This is a genomic window from Tabrizicola sp. (assembly GCF_041911175.1).
Classification (GTDB): domain Bacteria; phylum Pseudomonadota; class Alphaproteobacteria; order Rhodobacterales; family Rhodobacteraceae; genus Tabrizicola.
The window spans coordinates 20,815-39,305 of sequence record NZ_JAYRPN010000145.1 but is presented as its reverse complement, the minus strand read 5'-3'; the positions used below and the strand labels follow the sequence as shown (position 1 = coordinate 39,305).

Here is an 18,491-nt window from a genome sequence, read left to right as displayed (position 1 = left end):
TGACCCGCCTCCGCGCCACCATCGCCCGCCGCCTGAAGGACGCGCAGAACACCGCCGCGATGCTGACGACCTACAACGAGGTCGACATGTCCGGCATCATGTCCCTCCGCAACGAATACAAGGACGCGTTCGAGAAGAAGCACGGCGTCAAGCTCGGCTTCATGTCCTTCTTCGTGAAGGCCTGCTGCCACGCGCTGAAGGAAGTCCCCGAGGTCAACGCCGAGATCGACGGCGGCGATGTGGTCTACAAGAACTACGTCCACATGGGCGTCGCCGTCGGCACCCCCTCCGGTCTGGTGGTTCCGGTCGTCCGCGACGCCGACCAGATGAGCTTCGCCGCCATCGAGAAGAAGATCGCCGAACTGGGCCTCCGCGCCCGCGACGGGAAACTGTCGATGGCCGAGATGCAGGGCGGCAGCTTCACCATCTCGAACGGCGGCGTCTACGGCTCGCTGATGTCCTCGCCCATCCTCAACCCGCCGCAGTCCGGGATTTTGGGAATGCACAAGATTCAGGACCGCCCGGTGGTGGTCGGCGGCCAGATCGTCATCCGCCCGATGATGTATCTCGCACTCAGCTATGACCACCGGATCGTGGACGGGAAAGGGGCGGTGACCTTCCTGGTGCGGGTCAAGGAAGCGCTGGAAGACCCGCGTCGGCTGCTGATGGATTTGTGAGGCAGGGGTTTCTGCACAAGCGGACGTGAGTTTAGCAATGGTCGCTGGAGGTAAGCAGTGCTAACGATTAAGAATTTTGGTCACTATTGGTCTCGTGAGCTAATTGACTGGGGATGGAGAGGCAAAGGCAACCAAGGCACTTTGAGAGGGTCGCTTAAGGCTGAGTCCGCAGACTTTGCTGCGGACTTCAGAGAGCAAATAGGAATTTACTTGCTCTTCAATGCGAACCGCGAAGTCGTGTACCTAGGACAGACCGGAAAGGGCAACCAACGCCTCTTCACACGACTTCGGCAGCATGCGCACGGTCAGATGCGGGATCGTTGGACCAACTTTAGTTGGTTCGGCTTTCTCGAAGTTGACCCCAAGACAAAGAAGCTGGTTGAAGCCAAAGACCCGGACACCGCGGTCAAGGGCTCACACGTTGCTGCGCTCGACGAAATTGAGGCTATCCTTATTCAAGTCCTCGAACCTCGTTTGAACAAGCAAGGACCAAAGTGGGGGCAAGACACCAGAGAGTATTACCAGTTCTCCGAAGAGGAGGACGAGGTGACGCTGGAAATGCTTAAGTATGAAATCGAGGAACTGCGCGAAGCTCTACTCCCTCGCGCAAAGAAGTGAGATTGGCAATTTAGTCCATCGCCGCCACCCGCGCCTCCCCTCCCCCTCGTGGGGAGGGGCCGGGGGTGGGGGGTACCCGAGTCGCAAAAGGAGACCCCAAATGACCCAACTCCTGATCCAGACCACCGCCCCCGACTACGCCGCTTGGAAAGCCGCCTTCGACGCCGAGGCCGAGAACATCGCAGCCGCCAGCCTCAACACCCTGCAGATATGGAAGGGCGACGCCAACGCCATCCTCGTCCTCTTCGAAGTCGCCAACCGCAAGAACGCCCAGGCCTGGCTCGACAAGCAATCCGCCTTCGGCCGCGGCTACCAGGCGCAGTTCCTGGAAACGGCATGACCCACCCTGCCCCCACCGCCGCGACAAGCGCCTCCCCTCCCCCTCGTGGGGAGGGGCCGGGGGTGGGGGGCCGCCCGCTGCCAACGCGTCACCTCCGTAGGGTGCGCTACAGCGCACCATTCCTTATCGCGACGCTCACCTCCCCGGCAACAGCCCAGGTCGTCCCCACCGGCTCCCCCGCCGCCGACATCCTGCTCTCCCAGGCCATCGCCGAGCATCGCGTCTTTCTCACCTGCTCCGCCCTCGATCCGCTTACGCACCAGCAAATCCTCACCAACTGGCAACGCGACGCCGCCGCAGCCGTGGCGATCCTCACCGCCCACACCGTCCCGCAAGACGCGATCACCGCCTTCACCCGGGCCGCCGACCCCGCCGCCCTGATGCCCGCCGAGGACACCCCCTGGTCCGAGGTCAAGGGCCTCTGCGACACCCACCCCGACTGGCAGAAGACCTACTATGAATTTAACCTGACGATCCTCGATCTGAAACTGCCCGGGGCCTTCCAGTGACCGCCATCGCCCTCATGTCCTGCATGAAGAACGAGGGCATCCATATCCTGGAATGGCTGGCCTACCATCGGGTCATCGGCTTCGGCCCCGTGATCATCTGCTCGAACGACTGCCAGGACGGCTCCGACCACCTGCTCGACCTCCTCGCTGCCCAAGGCGAGATCGACCACCTCCCGAACCCGCTCACCTCCGGCACGCCACCACAAGCCAGCGGCATCGCCCGTGCGCTCCATCACCTCAAGGACAGCCCCGCCGACTGGCTCGCCCATCTCGACAGCGACGAATTCCTGAACATCGCCCCCGGAGCCACCCCCGTACAGGACCTGATCGCCCGCGCCGGTGACGCCCATACCATCGCCCTTCCCTGGCGCTTCTTCGGCGACAACGGTCACGCCACCTGGCCCGGCGAAACGCTTCCCGCCTTCACCGCCTGCGAAGCCGCCCCCGACCCGGCCACCGTCAAGTTCAAGTCGCTCTTCCGCCACCGCGCCTTTGCCGGGGCTTCCGACCACATGCCCACCGCCCCCCGGGTCGAGACCCCGCTTGCGGTGAATGCCGCCGGGGAACCGCTCTCCTCCGCCCCCCTGCACGGCCCGCCCCGCGCCCGCTATCATCCGGTCGAAACCGCGCTCCGGGGCGGAGCGGTGATCAACCACTATGCCACCCGCTCCACCGATGTCTTCCTCCTGAAGGCCGACCGCGGTCGCGGCATGGGTCCACCGTTCGACAAATACCGCTCCGGCTCGAAATGGCACCGCCTCACCAACCGTAACGAGGTGCAGGACCGCTCGATCCTCCGCCGCTGGCCCGAAGTCGCCGCCGAACTCGCCCGCCTCCGCGCCCTCCCCGGCGTGGCGCAGGCCGAAACCGCCTGTCGCGCCTGGTTCGCCGAAGCGCGCGCCAGCCGCATCCCCCCGACCCCGGGGACCAAGGGAGCCGCCGCATGACCCCCGAACTTACCGCCCTCGCCCTCGCCGGCCTGCTGCAAGCCGTGCAATTCCACCTCTTCGCCATCCCCGCGAATGTCGAGCTGGGCACCGCCTATACCTCCGGCCCGCGCGACACCCCGCCGCCGCGCCCGCTCTCCCTCCTGACCGGGCGGATGCAGCGCGCGATGAACAATCATTTCGAGGCGCTGATCCTCTTCACCCTCGCCGTCACCGTCGTCACCCTCGGCAACCAGTCCAGCCCGGTCACGCAATACGCCGCCTGGACCTACCTTGCCGCCCGCCTCCTCTACATCCCCGCCTATGCCGCAGGCCTCAGCCCTTGGCGCTCGGCGATCTGGGCGGTAGGCTTCTTCGCAACCCTGACGATGATCGTGGCCGCCCTTCTCTGACCCTTTCATCTTTGCTCAAATATCCCACGGGGGCGCGGGGGTGTGAAACCCCCGCTTCCCGGCCAGACCAAAGGACCGACCAAATGGCAGATTTCGACACCATCATCATCGGCGCCGGCCCCGGCGGCTATGTCGCCGCGATCCGCGCCGCGCAGCTTGGCCAGAAGGTCGCCGTGGTCGAGGGACGCGACACCCTCGGCGGCACCTGCCTCAACGTCGGCTGCATCCCGTCCAAGGCGCTCCTCCACGCGACCCATCTCCTGCACGAGACGCATGAGAACTTCGAGAAGATGGGCCTGATCGGCGGCGCCCCCACCGTCGACTGGGCGAAGATGCAGGCCTACAAGGCCGATGTCGTCCAGGGCAACACCAAGGGGATCGAGTTCCTGTTCAAGAAGAACAAGGTCACCTGGCTGAAAGGCTGGGCCAGCATTCCCGCCCCCGGCCAGGTCAAGGTCGGCGACGACACCCACAGCGCGAAGAACATCGTCATCGCCACCGGCTCCGAAGCCTCTACCCTCCCCGGCGTCGAGATCGACGAGGAAACCCTCGTCACCTCCACCGGCGCGCTCACCCTGGCGAACCCGCCGAAGAGTATGGTCGTCATCGGCGCGGGCGTGATCGGGCTGGAAATGGGCTCGGTCTACGCCCGGCTCGGCGCGCAGGTCACCGTGGTCGAATATCTCGACGCCATCACCCCCGGCATGGATGCCGAGGTCGCCAAGAGCTTTGAGCGCATCCTGAAAAAGCAGGGCCTGAAATTCGTGCTGGGCGCCGCCGTGCAGTCGGTGACGAAAACCAAGACCGGCGCGACCGTCACCTACAAGCTGAAGAAGAACGACAGCGAGGCCTCCCTCGACGCCGACATCGTCCTCGTCGCCACCGGCCGCAAGCCCTACACCGCCGGTCTTGGGCTTGAGGTGCTGGGGGTGGAAATGGGCCCGCGCGGGACGATCAAGACCGACGATCATTTCCAGACCAACATCCCCGGCCTCTACGCCATCGGCGACGCCATCGCCGGCCCGATGCTCGCCCACAAGGCGGAAGACGAGGGCATGGCCGTGGCCGAGATCCTGTCGGGCAAGCATGGCCATGTGAACTACGGCGTGATCCCCGGCGTGATCTACACCACGCCCGAGGTGGCCTCGGTCGGCCAGACCGAAGAGCAGCTGAAAGCCGAAGGCCGCGCCTACAAGGTGGGCAAGTTCCCCTTCATGGGCAACGCCCGCGCCAAGGCCGTCTTCCAGGCCGAGGGCTTCGTGAAACTCCTCGCCGACGCCACGACCGACCGCATCCTCGGCTGCCACATCATCGGCCCGGGCGCGGGCGACCTGATCCACGAGGTCTGCGTCGCGATGGAATTCGGCGCCAGCGCGCAAGACCTCGCCCTCACCTGCCACGCCCACCCGACCTATTCGGAAGCGGTCCGCGAAGCCGCCCTCGCCTGCGGTGACGGCGCGATCCACGCCTGATCGGCCACCCCGCCCCGGCCTCCGAGCCGGGGCCTCAACCTTCCCCAAGGCGCAGGCTCCGTCCTGCCAGGCGCAATCTTACGTCCGCAACCGCCCCAAAGTCAGCCCCACCGCCCGCAACTCCCGGCTTCCCGGCCGCAGCGCGGACAGCCCCGCGGCGAGCCAGCCCACCGGCGCCAGTCCCCATGCCAGCCGCCGCACCGCCACCACCGCCCCCTCCGGCGCCGAGACCGCATAGGCCCCCAGCGCCGCCTCCAGCCAGCGCGCATCCTCCGGCCAGGACGTGAACGCGGTCTGCGCGAACATCACCACATCCGCCGCCTGCCAGAACCCCGCACGGCTGGCCCGGCGGAACCGCTCCAGGTCGATGAACCGCGCCACCTGCCCATCCCAGCAGACATCCCGCACCGCCGGGCGCCCATGCGCCACCCCGGCCCCGTGCAGCCGGGCCAGCGCCCGCCCGGCCTCGGCACAGGCGCGCAGTTTTTCGGCCTCATTGCGCCCAGCATCCGCGACGATCTGCGACAAAACCGGCCCCGCATCCGGCATCAGCATCCAACCCGGCCCCTCGGCGACCACCTCCGCCACCGGCAGCCCCGCCGCCGCGAGCATCCGCAGCCCCTCGCGCTCGACCGCGAAGGCCTTCCCCGGGTCGCCCTTCTGCAGCCGCAAGCGCCCCGACAGCCGCTCCACCCGCTTCAGCCAGAACCGTCGCCCGTCTGGCAGCACGACGGCCCGCACCCGCTGCGGCGGCTCGGCCAGCGCCTCCGTCAGGGCGCGATCAAGATCAGGGTCGGACAAGACGCGCTCCAGACTTCTCGCCCCATCTAGCGCCGGGCCAGTTCATTTGCAAAACCCGGCCCGCGAGGCACCTTCCCGCGTCCGCAGCTTCCTCTTGGCCCAAATACTCCCGCCGGAGGCATCCGCCCTCTCCGCCCACACAGGCGCCGGGTCATTGCGCCGCCTCAGCCGAAGAACCCCGGCCCGGCCCGCTCCAGCAGCTCCTCCGCCAGCGCGCGACCAATCGCCGCGCCCTCGCTCACCGGCCCGCGCCGCTCGCCCGCAACCGCTTCCGACCCATCCGGCCGCAGGATCTCCCCCCGCAGCCAGAGCTGGTCGCCCTCGACCACGGCAAGCCCCGCGATCGGCGTCTGGCAGGACCCGTCCAGCCGCAAGAGGAACGCCCGCTCCGCCGCCAGCCGCAGCCCCGTCTCGCGGTCATGCACCGCCGCCAGCATCGCCGCGACCCGCGCATCGTCCGTCCGCCGCTCCACCCCGATCGCCCCCTGCGCCACCGCAGGCAGCATCTCCTCCGGCGCGATGGGTCCACGCGCCACCGACAGCATCCCCAGCCGCGTCAGCCCCGCCATCGCCAGGAAGGTGGCCTCCGCCACCCCCTCCTCCAGCTTGCGCATCCGCGTCTGCACGTTGCCCCGGAACTCCACCAGCTTCAGGTCCGGTCGCCGCAGCGCCAGCTGTGCCCGCCGCCGCAAACTGGACGACCCGACCACCGCCCCCACCGGCAGCTCCGCAATCGACCCGTAGCGCGGCGAGACAAACGCATCCCGCACATCCGCCCGTTTCAGGTAGCAGTCCAGCACCAGCCCCTCCGGCTGCAGCGTCGGCATGTCCTTCATCGAATGGACGGCAATATCCACCGCCCCGGACAGCAGAGCCTCCTCGATCTCGCGGGTGAAAAGTCCCTTCCCCCCAATCTCGCGCAGCGCCTTGTCCTGCACCTGGTCGCCCAGGACCTTGATCACCACCACCTCGAAGGCCGCCTCCGGCAGCGCAAACGCCTCCATCAGGCAGCGCCGCACCTCATGCGCCTGCCACAGGGCCAGGGGCGAGCCACGGGTGCCAATCTTCAGGGGTCGGGCGGGGGTGGGCAGGTCATCGCGCATGGGCATGGCTTACCCCCGCCGCGCGGCGCTTACAACTCTTGACATCCCCCGCCCGCCAGCCGACCCAAGGACAGCACCGAAGGAAGCCCCATGACCAAGACCATCCTACGCGCCCTGAAGGGCGAGGTCCTGCCCACCCCGCCGATCTGGATGATGCGCCAGGCCGGCCGCTACCTGCCTGAGTACCGCGAAACGCGCGCGAAGGCGGGCGATTTCCTGACGCTCTGCTACACTCCCGACCTTGCCGCCGAAGTCACCCTGCAACCGATCCGCCGCTACGGCTTCGACGCAGCGATCCTCTTCGCCGACATCCTCCTGCTACCCCAGGCCCTCGGCCCCAAGCTCTGGTTCGAAACCGGCGAAGGCCCCCGGATGGAGACCACCGACACCCCCGGCCAGGTCGCCAACCTGAAACCCACCGAGGCGATCCACGACACCCTCGCCCCCGTCTACGAAACCCTCCGCATCCTCTCCCGCGAACTCCCGCGCGAGACCACGCTCATCGGCTTTGCCGGAGCCCCCTGGACCGTCGCTACCTACATGATCGGCGGCAAGGGCTCGAAGGACCAGGCCGCCGCCCATGCGCTGAAAGCCCAGGACCGCCCCACCTTCCAGGCCCTGATCGACCGCATCACCGAGGCGACCGTCGAATACCTCTCCGCGCAGGTCGAGGCCGGGGCCGAGGTGATCAAGCTCTTCGACAGCTGGGCCGGGTCCCTGAAAGGCCAGGACTTCAAGGACTTCGCCGAGGCCCCCACCGCCAAGATCATCGCCGCCCTGAAAGCCCGCCACCCCGGCATCCCCGTCATCGCCTTCCCGCGCGAAGCGGGCCAGGGCTACATCGGCTTCGCCCACCGCACCGGCGCCGATTGCGTGGCCATCGACAATTCCGTCAGCCCGGAATGGGCCGCCGCCAATGTCCAGGTCGACGGCTGCGTGCAGGGCAACCTTGCCCCCGAGCACATGGTCACCGGCGGCCAGGCTCTGATCGCCGCCACCCGCCATGTGGTGAAGGCCTTCTCGGGCGGCCCGCATATCTTCAACCTCGGCCACGGCATCACGCCCGAGGCGCATCCCGACAACGTGCAGCTGATGATCGACACCATCCGGGGGACGTGACCGCCCGTAGGTCGGGGTTCACCCCGACTCTATGATCGGCCCACCGAGTCCCGGCAAGAACGGGACTTCGCCCCCACCACTCCCCACCCCGACCAGGCCGCTCATGGACCATCTCTGGATCCCCGTCACCCTCGCCGCCGCCCTCGCCCAGACCGGGCGCAATGCCGCCCAGCGCGGGCTGACCGAACGGCTCGGCACCCTCGGCGCGACCAATGTCCGCTTCCTGTTCGGGCTGCCCTTCGCCTGCGCCTTCCTCGCCCTCGCGCTCTGGCTCACCGGCGCGACCCTGCCCCAGCTCACGCCCCGCGCCCTCACCTTCACCGCGCTCGGCGCCGCAGCCCAGATCGCCGCCACTGCCCTCATGCTGCAAGCCATGCGGACGCAGGGCTTCGGCATCGTCACCGCGTGGTTGAAGATCGAACCCGTCCTCGTCGCCCTCACCGGCTGGGCCGTGCTGGGTGAGGCGCTGACCCTCCCCATGCTCGTCGCCATCGCCGTCGCCATCGCGGGGGTGCTGGTGATGACCCTGAAACCGGGCCAGGGCCGCGCCATGCTCTCCGGCCTCGCCCCCGCCGCCCTCGGCCTCGCGGCGGGCCTGTGCTTCGGCCTCTCCGCCATCGGCTTCCGCGGCGCGATCACCGCATTGCCCGAGGGCAGCTTCCTGGTCCGGGCGCTGACCATCCTCGCCCTGACCCTCGCACTCCAGACTCTCGCCCTCGGCCTCTACCTCGCGCTCAGAGACCGCCCCGCCCTCACCGGCAGCGCAAAGGCCTTCCTCCCCTCGCTCGCCGCAGGCTTCCTCGGCGCGCTTGCTTCCGCCGGCTGGTTCACCGGCTTCGCACTCACCACTGCCGCGAATGTCCGCACCCTGGCCCTCGTGGAGGTGATCTTCGCCCTCGCCCTCGCCCGCCTCGCGCTTGGCCAAAAGGCGACCCCTCGGCAGCTGGCCGGCATGGCGGTGATGCTGGCCGGAGTTGGTCTGCTGCTGAACCATCCGATCGACTGAAGCCCCTGGCGCGCCTGCTTTCCGCCCAACCTCTCGCTCGCCCGGGCGGTCCAGTGGACATCCAAACTCCCGTCCTGATATGAGGAGCGCGCATTCTGACGCTGGAGAGAGCCGATGGCCAAGAAGATCGACGACGTCTATACCGGCTCCGTCGCCTCGAAGTATGACGAGGTTCGCAACCGCCTGCCGCGCTGGACACGCGAAGCCGGGGTGATCGAGCCTGTCCTGCGCAGAATTCCGCCCGGGTCCAGCGTGCTTGACGTCGCTGCGGGCACAGCGCGCTGGCTTCCCGTCTACAAGGAACTCGGGCTCAAGGTCACGCTTACCGACGCTTCGGCCGACATGCTTGCCCTCGCCGCCGAAAAGGCGAAGTCGTTGGGCGTCAGTGCCCGCGTGGAGCAGATCAGCGCCATCGACGATGCCCCTTTCCCTCAGGCCGAAACGGTCGTGACCACGAACTTCCTCAACTGGATCTCGCTGGCGGACGTCGAAACCTGCCTCCGCAAGATGCGACAAACCGGCGCCGGGACCTATCTGCTGATGATCGCCTACATCCCGCAGAACTGGTCCGCGACCCGGCGCCTGCGTGCCAGACTGCGTATCTCCTGGAAGAATTTGCGCACTCGGCTTGGTATTCGCGAAAAGGGCATCTACCACCTGCACGAAGAACAGGACGTCCGCGCCATGTTCCGCCGCGTAGGGCTGACCGTGATCGAAGAGGCGGTGATTGAGGAAAATCACAAGAAGCGCGTCACATTCGTGACGGCCAAGCCAACCGGAGAGTTGCCCGTTGTCACCATTGACGAAGTCATCGTCGCCAAGGACAGCGTGGTCATCGATGGCAAGTCCTATGCGATCAAAGCCGGAACCTGGGCGCTCTATGTGCCCGAGTTGGAGATGAAGATCCTGCGTGCGGCGGATGGCAACTGCGCCTATGAACATCCGCTCGCCCCAGATCCGGCCACAGTTCGCGCCGCGCCCGCCGATCAGAAGTTCCGCCGCTACACCGCTGCAGAATGGGCTTCCTCGATAGACAAGCCGGTCCTGGAGCGCGCTGCAGAGAATTGCATCATCGCCGACCGGCTGGCGCGTCACGGTTTTGGTGCCGCACTGAAAGCCGCCGTCGTCGTCCGCTCATACCGGCAAGGCGACAGCGGCAAGCCTACCCACAGCGCCGGGATGATCCTTGAAAACCTCTTCACCTATCCGCGTCGGCGCGATGTGACCGAGACCGAGTTCCGCAAGGTGGGCCTGATTCCGGACCGATACAAAAGCTGCATCCGCCAGCAGATTCGCGGCTATGTCAGCGATTTCAACGCGGTCTTTGGCGTGATGCCGCAGGGTGCCGAAACCGAGGTCGCCGCATTGCGCGGTCGCATGGCCGATCACTGCGCAGCGGGCTGAATCCATTCTTGCCACGCGCCGCCCTTGGTGCAGGCGGGGGTCGGGGTCGGGGTCGGGGTCGGTGGAATGCGCACGATCCGGCAAGCTCCGTCAAGCGCAAGACGTTAAGAAATTCTGAATGTCCGCAGCCAACCCATTGAAATCATTGATCCGAAAAATCTGTCCACCGTGGACAGGCTCAGGCGACGATCTCGCGCGGGACGATGAAATCCATCGCGACCCCCTGGCCAAAGGCAACCTGCCCCCAGTCCCCGATGTCGAAATCCGCGACCAGGGTCGCCCCGGTCGGATAGCGGTGGAACTCCGGGTTCGCGGGCGGGTGGGCGACCAGACGCGCCGCGAACTCGCTGATGCCGGGATTGTGCCCGATCATCATCACCACCTCCGCCGTCGCATGGCGAAGGACCGCCATCATCACATCCGGCCCGGCATGGTAGAGCGCCGGCTTCAGCTCCAGCACCGGCGCCCCCGGCAGGGCGGGGGCGATCCCGGAGAAGGTCTTCCTGGTCCGCAGCGCGTCGGAACACAGCACCTCGCCCGGAATGTAGTCCCGGCTGGCCAGCCACTGCCCCAGATCCGCCGCCGCCGCCTTGCCGCGGTCGTTCAGCGGGCGGTCGTGGTCGGGGGTCATCGGATCGTCCCAGGAGGATTTCGCGTGCCGCGTCAGGATCAACCGCTTCATCTGTGGAACTGCCCCATGTGGTAGGCCGACTGTTCCGGCAGTCTTGCATAGCTTTGCGACACCGGGCAAGCGCGGCGCACAAGGCAGCCACCGGTCAGGCACTCCGTCCCCTCCGGCCGGTTCAGGAAGGCATGGCAGACGGGCACGTCATAGCCCGCCGCCGTGATCGCCCCCGCCGGGCAGGCGGTCAGGCAGGGGGCGGCGCAGGTCTCGCAGGGTTTCGTCGCCGGGGGCGGCACATCGACCGCCTCCTTCAAGGCCAATGCCCCCCGGAAACTGACCATCAGCCCCTGCCCGGCATGGACCAGCAGCCGGACCGGGCTGTCCCAGACCCGCCCGGTCCGCAGCGCCCACTGGTAATAGGGGTGATACGGCGGCCCGCCGAAGGGAAACAGGGCCTTGCCCCCGAAGTCGCAGGCGATCCGCCCGATCACCCGGCGCGACCAGCGGTCGACCGGGTCGGGCGCGCCGTCCCATTCCGGCTGCGAGGTGAGGTGCGCCCAGAACCCCGGCTCGCGTGGCCCGAGCATAAGCAAGGTCCGGGTCCCCGGCGGGAAGCCCGCCTCACCCTCAGCCACCGCGAAGCCGCCCAGAACCTCCAGCCGCTCCCCGGCCAGCCGCCCGGCTAGCGCCGGAAGGGAAGCCACAGCGCCCAGCCCAGCCTCGCCGGTCTTTCGTCCTGCCATTCCAACCCCACGATCATCGTCTCATGCCCTGCCTTCGGTTCTGGCACATAGGTGCGGAAAAGCCGGTCCCAAAGCGACAAGGCAAAGCCATAGTTGCTGTCATGCTCGGCCCGCTGGACGGAATGGTGGACCCGGTGCATGTCCGGCGTCACCAGCACCAGCCGCAGTGCCCGGTCCAACCAGCCCGGCAGCGCGAGGTTCGCGTGGTTGAAGAGGGCCGTTCCGCTGAGCAGGATCTCGAACACCAGCACCGCCAGCGCCGAAGGCCCCCACGCATAGACCATCCCGATCTTCAGCCCCATCGAAGCCAATATCTCCACCGGATGAAAGCGGAAGCCGGTGGTGACGTCCATATCGCGGTCGGCATGGTGGACCCGGTGAAAACGCCAGAAGAGCGGCACCTTGTGCGTCACCAGATGCTGCGCCCAGATCGCCAGGTCCAGGATCAGGATAGCCAGCACCAGCTCCAGCCAGTCGGGCCAGCCGACCCGGTTCAACAGCCCCCAGCCCTGCGCCTGAGCGTCCAGCGCCGCCCCGATGGCCAGCAGCGGCGCCACGACGGCCAGCCCCCGCAGCGCGACGGAGTTCAGGACCGTCATCGCCAGGTTGGTCGGCCAGCGCCGCCCGCGCGGCAGGTTCCGTGCCCGGCGCGGCACCAGCGCCTCCAGCCCCGCGAACAGGGCGAAGAGCGTCAGGAACACCCCGAAGCGCCAGATAAGTTCGGAGGTCATGCCCGCAATCCCCATCCGATTCGCCGGATCAGTCTAGCGCGTCGGTCGGATCAGGGTTGCCGGGGAATCTTCGCCTCAGCGCCGGACATGCGGCCTGACCCGCGGTTCGGTGGATCGGATCTGGCTCCCGGCGCCGTGGTCGGTGAACAGCTCCAGCAGGCAGGCGTTCGGCACCTTGCCGTCCAGGATCGTCACCGCCCGCGTGCCCTGGTCGATCGCCATCAGCGCGGTTTCGGTCTTCGGGATCATCCCGCCCGAGATCACGCCATCCGCCGTCATCCGGCGAATTTCCTCCGGCGTGATCTGGGTCATCACCTGGCCGTTGGCATCCTTCACCCCCGGCACATCGGTCAGAAGCAGCAGCCGGTCCGCCTTCAAGGCCCCGGCAATCGCCCCCGCCGCCGTGTCGCCGTTCACGTTGAAGGTCTCGTTGTCCTTCATCCCCGTCGCGACCGGCGCCACCACCGGGATGATCCCGGCGTTGTAGAGGTCGCGCAGCACCTGCACGTTCATCTCCACCGGACGGCCGACATAGCCAAGCTCGGGGTCGTCCGCCTCGCAGACCATCAGGTCGTCGTCCTTGCCGGAAATCCCCACCGCCCGGCCACCCGCATCCATGATCGCCTGCACGATCCGCTTGTTCACCAGGCCCGAGAGGATCATCTCCACGACCTGCACGGTCGCCTTGTCGGTCACCCGCTTGCCGCGCACGAATTCCGACTTGATTCCAAGCTTTTGCAGCATCTCGTTGATCATCGGCCCGCCGCCGTGGACCACGACCGGATGCACGCCGACCTGCTTCATCAGCACGATGTCGCGGGCGAATTCCGCCATCGCCGCATCGTCGCCCATCGCATTGCCGCCGAACTTCACCACCACCACCGCGCCTTCGAAACGCTGTAGGTAAGGCAGCGCCTCGGACAGCATCTTCGCGGTGGTTATGGCGTCTTGCATGGTCAGGGTCTGCTGTTTCATTGCGGCCTCCGTCACTCGGGCCGCATAAGGCTTTTCCGGCCCCCTGCCAAGCCTTGCCTTCCCCGTCGGCAAGGGTAGCTTGTCGCCCAAAGGAGACCCAGATGTCCGAGCAGAAAACCCTTGTCCTGACCGGCGCCAGTCGCGGGATCGGCCATGCCACCGTCAAGCGGTTCTCGGCCGAAGGCTGGCGGGTGCTGACCTGCTCGCGCCAGCCGTTCGACCCGCGCTGCCCCTGGCCGGGGGGCGAGGCGAACCATATCGAGATCGACCTTGCCGATCCGAACAAGACCATCGCCGCCATCGACACGGTCAAGGAAAAGGTCGGCGGGCGCGTCCATGCCCTTGTGAACAATGCTGGAATCAGCCCCAAGGGTGCGGGCGGTGCGCGATTGAATACGTTGGACACCGACCTGCGCACCTGGGGCCATGTGTTCCACGTCAACTTCTTTTCCAGCGTGATCCTGGCCCGGGGCCTGCGCGAGGAGTTGACCGCCGCCAAGGGCAGCATCGTCAACGTCACCTCCATCGCCGGATCGCGGGTCCACCCCTTTGCCGGGGCGGCCTATGCCACGTCGAAGGCGGCGCTCGCTGCGCTGACGCGGGAAATGGCGCATGATTTCGGACCCTTGGGGGTTCGCGTCAACGCCATCGCGCCGGGAGAGGTGGAAACTTCGATCCTGTCGCCCGGAACCGACAAGATCGTGGAAAAGCTGCCGATGCAGCGTCTGGGCCAGCCGAAGGAAGTGGCCGACGTGATCTGGTTCCTGTGCTCCGACCAGTCCAGTTACATCTCGGGCGCCGAGATCGAGGTCAACGGCGCCCAGCACGTCTAGGGTCCGAACTCCGCGATCCGTGTGATGCGGAAGGGCGCGGCGCCCTTGGTGCGGGTGGCAAGGTCCTCCGGCGTGAAGGCATCCTGCACCACCATGATCGCGCTCAGATCGGCGGGGTCCAGCGGGTCCAGCCGGAACAGCTCGGGGCGGAAGGTTTCCGGTGCGGCCTCAGCTGCCAGCTGGATCAGGAAATCCGCGCCGAAGACCACCGCCCCGTCGAAATCGGTCCGCTTCAGGGAAACGCCGGTGAAGTCGGCGTCAAGGATTACGGTCCCCACGAAGGTAGCGGCGGAAAGGTCGGCATTGGCGAAGGTCACGCCGTCCAAGAGCGCCCCGTCGAAACTGGCCGCCGTCAGCGCCGCACCGGAGAAATCGCTGGCCTGGATCGTCGCGCGGCTGAAGTCGGCCCCCGACAGGCGCGTGGTCGCCAACCCGGCCTGTGGCGGCAAGGGCGGCAGGACCTGATCCGCCGTCAGCGCGGCAAAGCGGCTGCGGCTGATATGGGCACGGCGAAAGCGGGCGTTCTCCAGGATCGCCGAGCCGAAGTCGCATTCCACCAGGTAGCTGCCCGAGAAATCGGCATAGGACAGCCGCGCCTGCTGCGCCGTGATCAGCGACAGGTCGGTGGCTTTCAGCATCGCATGGTCGAGCGTGAGGCCCGCGAAGGTGAACAGTTCCAGGTTCCGCAAGCCGCTGGAGACCATCACCCGCAGCAACTGCCCCCGCTCCGGGCTGGCGGGGCGGTCGACCAGCCAGGTGCCCTCGGGCCGGTCCGCCCAGCCGAAATAGGCCTCCAGCTTCGGGTAGCCGTCGCCCAGGTCGCCCCGCCGCCGTTGCAGCGCCTGGCGGAGGCCGTCGGTCGCGTCCTCCTCATGCAACCCGGTGTCGAGGAAACGGTAAGGCATCAGCGCGCGCGAGATTGAGACGATGCGCAGGAACAGACTGCGGTCGATGTCGGTCGCCGGGTCCAGCACGTTGAACGGATTGCTTAAATCCTTGCCATGCACCCGGTCGACCACCTTGCCCAGCTCGGCCGCGATGTCAGTGATCTCCACCGCCAGCGCGGCATTGCGCGCGGCTTCGGCCAGCTGCACGTCGGTCTGGATCAGCTGGGTCTGCTCCTGGATGCGGGTGTTCTGTTCGCGCAGCAGGTCGGTCTGGGTGGCGATCAGCTGGTTCTGCTTGAAGAGCAGCGCCGTCCCCGCCAGCGCCGCCATCGCCGCGATCAGCGCGGTCAGGCTGGCGATGATCCAGCGCCGCGTGGTGATCCAGGCATAGCGCGCCAGCACCATCGCCACCAGGTCGCGCGCCGCCGTGGTCGCCCCGCCGGGGTCACGGTCGATGGCGCGGTCGGCGATCCGGGCCAGCGGGTCGGCGATCTGCTCCAGCGCCACCTCGGCATGGCCGAAGAGCCGGCTGAGGATCGTCTTGCGCAGAGCGAAGATCAGGATGCCGAGGATCAGCACGACCAGCAGCGCCGAGAGGAAGACCGACAGGATCAGCCCGGCGCTGTCTTCCAGAAACCCGGTGGCGGTGTAGGCGCCAAGGATACCGGCGGAAAGACCGAAGCCGAAGAACAGCAGGCCCATGCCGCCGGGGACGATTTTCCCACGCAACCGCGATCCGCCCTTCGCAGGCTCCGGCTGGCTTTCCGGCACCGTCATCGCCCTTCCCCGCCGGTTCCCCGGCCCGTCCCACGGGATAGACGATGACAAAGCCCGCCCGTTATGGCAATCGGCTTGGCATTCCCGAGGACAAGCCCATGCTCGACGACACCGACGATATCCACCCGCTCTTCCACGGCGCGCCGAAGGGGCTGGAGTTCCGCAAGCTGCGCAAGCGCCTGGTGCAACAGGTGCGCGAGGCGATCGACACCTACGGCATGGCGAAACCCGGCGACCGCTGGCTGGTCTGCCTCTCGGGCGGCAAGGACAGCTATACCCTGCTGGCCATCCTGCACGAATTGAAGTGGCGCGGCCTTCTGCCGGTGGAGCTTCTGGCCTGCAACCTCGACCAGGGCCAGCCGGGCTTTCCGGCGACCGTCCTGCCGGAGTTCCTGACGAAAATGGGCGTCCCGCACCGGATCGAATACCAGGACACCTATTCCGTCGTCATCGACAAGATCAAACCGGGCGGCACGATGTGCAGCCTCTGCTCGCGGCTCCGGCGCGGCAACCTTTACCGCATCGCGCGCGAGGAGGGGTGTTCGACCGTGATCCTCGGCCATCACCGCGACGACATTCTGGAAACCTTCTTCATGAACCTGTTCCACGGCGGGCGGCTGGCCTCGATGCCGCCGCGCCTGTTGAACGAGGAGGGCGATCTCTACCTCGCCCGCCCGCTGGCCTTCGTGTCCGAGGAAGACTGCGGCAAGTTCGCGCACGGGATGGGCTATCCGATCATCCCCTGCGACCTCTGCGGCAGCCAGGAAGGTCTGCAGCGGGCGCAGGTGAAGAAGCTTCTGGACGAATGGGAGGCACGGACACCCGGTCGGCGGCAGGTGATGTTCCGGTCCCTGATGAACGTGCGCCCCTCGCATCTGGCTGACCCGACGCTCTTCGACTTCGCGGGGCTCGCTGCCGCCTTGGTCAACGCCGAAAATTCTATGCAACTTTCGGGCGAGCATTAAGGAACTGATCAGGAACATCCGCCTAGCCTGACCCCTGAAACGCGGGCCCAATGCCCGCCGACAGGGGGACGGCCGCCATGACCTTCGCGCTTCCACGCTTGCTGGATCACTCCCGGCAGATCGCGGCGATGGTGCCGGTGGCCGGGGTGCTGGCCTACTGGGCGGGGGGCGAAACCGGCTTAGCGGTGCTGGCGGCGGCGATCCCCCTCGGCGTCCTCGCCCTCGGCCTCATCCCCCGGCCCCGCTTGCCAGAGGCGATGTCCGACCAGGTGACCGCGCGGCTGGATGCCACCTTGTCAGAAATCGCGGCGACCGGCGGTGCAACCGGATGCTTCGTGATCCAGTTCGACGATCCCGCACTCCTCTGTGACCGGCTGGGCCGCACCCGGCAGTCCGAACTCCTGGCCGCCTGCATCGGCCGACTGCGGGCGGCGCTGCGACCTGGCGACATGCTTTACACGCTGGAGGATGGCAGTCTCACCGTCACCCTGGCACAGACCCCGCGGCTGGACCTGGAAATCATGGTGCGTATCGCCGCCCGGCTGCATCTGGTGGTGCAGCAGCCCATGACACTGGCGCAGGGTCCGCTGCAGGTGACCTGCTCCATCGGTTTCTGCCATTCGCAGCAACTGGCCCGCCCGACGGGACGCGCGCTTCTCGATGCGGCGCAAGTCGCCGGGGACGAGGCCGCGCAGTATCGCCCCGGCGCGATCCGCGGCCATTCGGCCGAGCTTGCCCGCGCCCGGGCCGACCGCGACGCCCTTCGCGCCGGATTCGCCAGCGCGGTCGAACGGGGCGAGATTCGCGCCTGGTTCCAGCCGCAACTGTCCACCGACAGCGGCGAGGTATCTGGGATCGAGGCCCTGGTGCGCTGGCATCACCCTGATCGCGGCATGCTGGCGCCGGGCGCCTTCCTGCCGGCCCTTGAAGGCACCGATCTGATGGAACTTCTCGGCCAGACCATGCTGACGCAATCGCTTGCGGCCCTTGCCGAATTCGACCGTCGCGGCCTGCGGATACCGACGGTGGCGGTGAATTTCTCCGCGCAGGAACTGCAGGACCCGGACCTGCCCGAGCGCCTGCGCTGGACGCTCGACCGCTTCCGCCTTTCCACATCGCGGCTGACGGTCGAGGTGCTGGAATCCGTGGTCGCGGGCGACGGCGACGAGGTGATCGCCTCGAACATCAGCCGAATCGCCGGGATGGGCTGCTGTGTGGATCTCGACGATTTCGGCACCGGCAATGCCTCGATCACCGCGATCCGCCGCTTTGCCCTGAACCGGCTGAAGATCGACCGCAGCTTCGTCCGCGAGGTCGACCAGAACCGCGAGCAGCAGAAACTGGTCGCCGCGATCCTGTCGCTGGCCGAACGGCTGGGGCTGGAGACTCTGGCCGAAGGCGTGGAGACACAGGGCGAACACGCGCTCCTGGCGCAACTTGGCTGCGGCCATGTGCAGGGCTACGTCATCGCGCGACCGATGCCGGTCGAGGAACTGGCCTCCTGGCTGGCCACCCATCGCGACCGGCAGGCGCAGGCGCTGCGGATCGGCCTGAAGGCGCGGTAGGC

The 18,491-nt window shown here is 67.3% G+C and carries 20 protein-coding genes; 13 read left to right on the top strand and 7 right to left on the bottom strand.

Annotation, left to right across the window (positions count from 1 at the left end; genetic code table 11):
- The 7 genes from odhB to lpdA form a co-directional block, all read left to right on the top strand.
- Nucleotides 1-677, top strand: a 677-nt coding sequence (odhB, locus tag ACE3P6_RS20005; protein ID WP_374398185.1) for a 2-oxoglutarate dehydrogenase complex dihydrolipoyllysine-residue succinyltransferase, incomplete at its 5' end; no start/stop codon positions are given.
- Between the two features lie 210 nt (nucleotides 678-887).
- Nucleotides 888-1,295, top strand: coding sequence for a hypothetical protein (locus tag ACE3P6_RS20000; protein WP_374398184.1), 408 nt, complete (start codon nucleotides 888-890; stop codon nucleotides 1,293-1,295).
- Nucleotides 1,296-1,395: 100 nt separating this feature from the next.
- Nucleotides 1,396-1,635: a hypothetical protein gene (locus tag ACE3P6_RS19995; protein ID WP_374398183.1), complete on the top strand. Its 240-nt coding sequence runs from the start codon at nucleotides 1,396-1,398 to the stop codon at nucleotides 1,633-1,635.
- Nucleotides 1,636-1,736: 101 nt separating this feature from the next.
- Nucleotides 1,737-2,144 carry a hypothetical protein gene (locus tag ACE3P6_RS19990; protein WP_374398182.1) on the top strand — a complete coding sequence of 136 codons (408 nt, stop codon included), beginning with the start codon at nucleotides 1,737-1,739 and terminating at the stop codon, nucleotides 2,142-2,144.
- Nucleotides 2,141-3,091, top strand: coding sequence for a glycosyltransferase family 2 protein (locus ACE3P6_RS19985; protein WP_374398181.1), 951 nt, complete (start codon nucleotides 2,141-2,143; stop codon nucleotides 3,089-3,091). Before ACE3P6_RS19990 ends, ACE3P6_RS19985 begins: the two co-directional genes overlap by 4 nt.
- Complete coding sequence (locus ACE3P6_RS19980; protein ID WP_374398180.1) at nucleotides 3,088-3,483, top strand: MAPEG family protein; 396 nt, start codon at nucleotides 3,088-3,090, stop codon at nucleotides 3,481-3,483. The genes ACE3P6_RS19985 and ACE3P6_RS19980 overlap by 4 nt, the downstream gene beginning before the upstream one ends.
- An 83-nt stretch (nucleotides 3,484-3,566) precedes the next feature.
- Complete coding sequence (gene lpdA, locus ACE3P6_RS19975) at nucleotides 3,567-4,955, top strand: dihydrolipoyl dehydrogenase (RefSeq protein WP_374398179.1); 1,389 nt, start codon at nucleotides 3,567-3,569, stop codon at nucleotides 4,953-4,955.
- Between the two features lie 78 nt (nucleotides 4,956-5,033).
- Here lpdA and ACE3P6_RS19970 read toward each other — a convergent pair whose 3' ends face one another.
- Together ACE3P6_RS19970 and hemC are read right to left on the bottom strand one after the other, a co-directional pair.
- The gene (locus tag ACE3P6_RS19970; protein ID WP_374398178.1) at nucleotides 5,034-5,756 is read right to left on the bottom strand and encodes a serine/threonine protein phosphatase; all 723 of its coding nucleotides are present in this window, start codon (nucleotides 5,754-5,756) and stop codon (nucleotides 5,034-5,036) included.
- A gap of 164 nt (nucleotides 5,757-5,920) precedes the next feature.
- Nucleotides 5,921-6,859: a hydroxymethylbilane synthase gene (gene hemC / locus ACE3P6_RS19965; protein WP_374398189.1), complete on the bottom strand. Its 939-nt coding sequence runs from the start codon at nucleotides 6,857-6,859 to the stop codon at nucleotides 5,921-5,923.
- Nucleotides 6,860-6,949: 90 nt separating this feature from the next.
- On the opposite strand from hemC, the gene hemE reads away from it, so the two are divergent.
- The 3 genes from hemE to ACE3P6_RS19950 all read left to right on the top strand — a co-directional run bounded on the left by hemE (nucleotide 6,950) and on the right by ACE3P6_RS19950 (nucleotide 10,388).
- Entirely contained in the window at nucleotides 6,950-7,978 is a 1,029-nt protein-coding gene (gene hemE, locus ACE3P6_RS19960; RefSeq protein WP_374398177.1) for a uroporphyrinogen decarboxylase, read from the top strand.
- A gap of 103 nt (nucleotides 7,979-8,081) precedes the next feature.
- A complete protein-coding gene (locus ACE3P6_RS19955) occupies nucleotides 8,082-8,984 on the top strand; it encodes an EamA family transporter (protein ID WP_374398176.1) in 903 nt (300 codons plus the stop codon).
- Nucleotides 8,985-9,098: 114 nt separating this feature from the next.
- Entirely contained in the window at nucleotides 9,099-10,388 is a 1,290-nt protein-coding gene (locus ACE3P6_RS19950; RefSeq protein ID WP_374398175.1) for a class I SAM-dependent methyltransferase, read from the top strand.
- 178 nt (nucleotides 10,389-10,566) lie between these two features.
- Here ACE3P6_RS19950 and ACE3P6_RS19945 read toward each other — a convergent pair whose 3' ends face one another.
- The 4 genes from ACE3P6_RS19945 to argB form a co-directional block, all read right to left on the bottom strand.
- On the bottom strand, nucleotides 10,567-11,070 hold the full coding sequence (locus ACE3P6_RS19945) for a histidine phosphatase family protein (protein WP_374398174.1): 504 nt from the start codon (nucleotides 11,068-11,070) through the stop codon (nucleotides 10,567-10,569).
- Entirely contained in the window at nucleotides 11,067-11,756 is a 690-nt protein-coding gene (locus ACE3P6_RS19940) for a ferredoxin (protein WP_374398173.1), read from the bottom strand. The genes ACE3P6_RS19945 and ACE3P6_RS19940 overlap by 4 nt, the downstream gene beginning before the upstream one ends.
- Nucleotides 11,696-12,487 carry a sterol desaturase family protein gene (locus ACE3P6_RS19935; protein ID WP_374398172.1) on the bottom strand — a complete coding sequence of 264 codons (792 nt, stop codon included), beginning with the start codon at nucleotides 12,485-12,487 and terminating at the stop codon, nucleotides 11,696-11,698. The genes ACE3P6_RS19940 and ACE3P6_RS19935 overlap by 61 nt, the downstream gene beginning before the upstream one ends.
- Nucleotides 12,488-12,562: 75 nt before the next feature.
- The gene (gene argB / locus ACE3P6_RS19930; RefSeq protein ID WP_374398171.1) at nucleotides 12,563-13,462 is read right to left on the bottom strand and encodes an acetylglutamate kinase; all 900 of its coding nucleotides are present in this window, start codon (nucleotides 13,460-13,462) and stop codon (nucleotides 12,563-12,565) included.
- Nucleotides 13,463-13,563: 101 nt separating this feature from the next.
- Between argB and ACE3P6_RS19925 the strand changes: the two genes are divergently transcribed.
- Nucleotides 13,564-14,295 (top strand): SDR family oxidoreductase, encoded by a 732-nt coding sequence (locus ACE3P6_RS19925; protein WP_374398170.1) that lies wholly within the window; start codon nucleotides 13,564-13,566, stop codon nucleotides 14,293-14,295.
- On the opposite strand, the gene ACE3P6_RS19920 is transcribed toward ACE3P6_RS19925, so the two are convergent.
- On the bottom strand, nucleotides 14,292-15,959 hold the full coding sequence (locus ACE3P6_RS19920; protein ID WP_374398169.1) for a pentapeptide repeat-containing protein: 1,668 nt from the start codon (nucleotides 15,957-15,959) through the stop codon (nucleotides 14,292-14,294). The genes ACE3P6_RS19925 and ACE3P6_RS19920 overlap by 4 nt on opposite strands.
- Nucleotides 15,960-16,057: 98 nt before the next feature.
- Here ACE3P6_RS19920 and ttcA point away from each other — a divergent pair, with 98 nt between their 5' ends.
- Nucleotides 16,058-16,924, top strand: a complete 867-nt coding sequence (gene ttcA, locus ACE3P6_RS19915; protein WP_374398188.1) for a tRNA 2-thiocytidine(32) synthetase TtcA — start codon at nucleotides 16,058-16,060, stop codon at nucleotides 16,922-16,924.
- 77 nt (nucleotides 16,925-17,001) lie between these two features.
- A complete protein-coding gene (locus tag ACE3P6_RS19910) occupies nucleotides 17,002-18,489 on the top strand; it encodes an EAL domain-containing protein (protein ID WP_374398168.1) in 1,488 nt (495 codons plus the stop codon).
- Nucleotides 18,490-18,491 lie beyond the last annotated feature (2 nt).

Excerpts from the sequence above, each read along its gene's own strand:
- ACE3P6_RS19945 (WP_374398174.1), bottom strand. The coding sequence starts at position 11,070 with ATGAAGCGGTTGATCCTGACGCGGCACGCGAAATCCTCCTGGGACGAT.
- ACE3P6_RS19910 (WP_374398168.1), top strand. The coding sequence starts at position 17,002 with ATGACCTTCGCGCTTCCACGCTTGCTGGATCACTCCCGGCAGATCGCG.
- ACE3P6_RS19995 (WP_374398183.1), top strand. The coding sequence starts at position 1,396 with ATGACCCAACTCCTGATCCAGACCACCGCCCCCGACTACGCCGCTTGG.
- ACE3P6_RS19935 (WP_374398172.1), bottom strand. The coding sequence starts at position 12,487 with ATGACCTCCGAACTTATCTGGCGCTTCGGGGTGTTCCTGACGCTCTTC.
- hemC (WP_374398189.1), bottom strand. The coding sequence starts at position 6,859 with ATGCGCGATGACCTGCCCACCCCCGCCCGACCCCTGAAGATTGGCACC.
- ttcA (WP_374398188.1), top strand. The coding sequence starts at position 16,058 with ATGCTCGACGACACCGACGATATCCACCCGCTCTTCCACGGCGCGCCG.
- argB (WP_374398171.1), bottom strand. The coding sequence starts at position 13,462 with ATGAAACAGCAGACCCTGACCATGCAAGACGCCATAACCACCGCGAAG.
- ACE3P6_RS19920 (WP_374398169.1), bottom strand. The coding sequence starts at position 15,959 with ATGACGGTGCCGGAAAGCCAGCCGGAGCCTGCGAAGGGCGGATCGCGG.
- ACE3P6_RS19955 (WP_374398176.1), top strand. The coding sequence starts at position 8,082 with ATGGACCATCTCTGGATCCCCGTCACCCTCGCCGCCGCCCTCGCCCAG.
- hemE (WP_374398177.1), top strand. The coding sequence starts at position 6,950 with ATGACCAAGACCATCCTACGCGCCCTGAAGGGCGAGGTCCTGCCCACC.
- ACE3P6_RS19940 (WP_374398173.1), bottom strand. The coding sequence starts at position 11,756 with ATGGCAGGACGAAAGACCGGCGAGGCTGGGCTGGGCGCTGTGGCTTCC.
- lpdA (WP_374398179.1), top strand. The coding sequence starts at position 3,567 with ATGGCAGATTTCGACACCATCATCATCGGCGCCGGCCCCGGCGGCTAT.
- ACE3P6_RS19980 (WP_374398180.1), top strand. The coding sequence starts at position 3,088 with ATGACCCCCGAACTTACCGCCCTCGCCCTCGCCGGCCTGCTGCAAGCC.
- ACE3P6_RS19950 (WP_374398175.1), top strand. The coding sequence starts at position 9,099 with ATGGCCAAGAAGATCGACGACGTCTATACCGGCTCCGTCGCCTCGAAG.
- ACE3P6_RS19925 (WP_374398170.1), top strand. The coding sequence starts at position 13,564 with ATGTCCGAGCAGAAAACCCTTGTCCTGACCGGCGCCAGTCGCGGGATC.